We start from the raw sequence: 360 nt of genomic DNA, 5'->3' as shown, positions 1-360 counted from the left end.
GCGTAGCTTTGGAATACCATCGCCAAAGCTACGCTCTGTACCCACACATGACCGTTTACGAGAACATCGCGTTTGCCCTGAAACTGAAAGGCATGCCGAAAGCTGAAATCGACGTAGAAGTTTTAAAAGCGGCGAAAATGCTAGAGCTTGATCCGCTACTGAGCCGTAAGCCGAAAGAGCTTTCTGGTGGTCAGCGTCAGCGTGTAGCAATGGGCCGTGCGATGGTTCGTACACCTAAAGTGTTCTTGTTTGATGAGCCGCTATCTAACCTCGATGCCAAACTGCGTGGCGTGATGCGTGAAGAGATCAAACACCTACATCGTGAACTAAAAACCACCACGATCTACGTAACACACGATC

1 protein-coding gene is annotated in these 360 nt (G+C 49.4%); it reads left to right on the top strand.

Going from position 1 to position 360, the window contains the following annotated elements:
* Positions 1-360 (top strand): ABC transporter ATP-binding protein (locus AB4486_RS25005; protein ID WP_372119395.1); only part of this gene is annotated, 360 nt, incomplete at both ends.

It is taken from the genome of Vibrio sp. 10N.222.55.C6 (assembly GCF_041473395.1).
GTDB lineage: Bacteria > Pseudomonadota > Gammaproteobacteria > Enterobacterales > Vibrionaceae > Vibrio > Vibrio crassostreae_C.
This window is presented reverse-complemented; position numbering and strand designations above follow the sequence as displayed.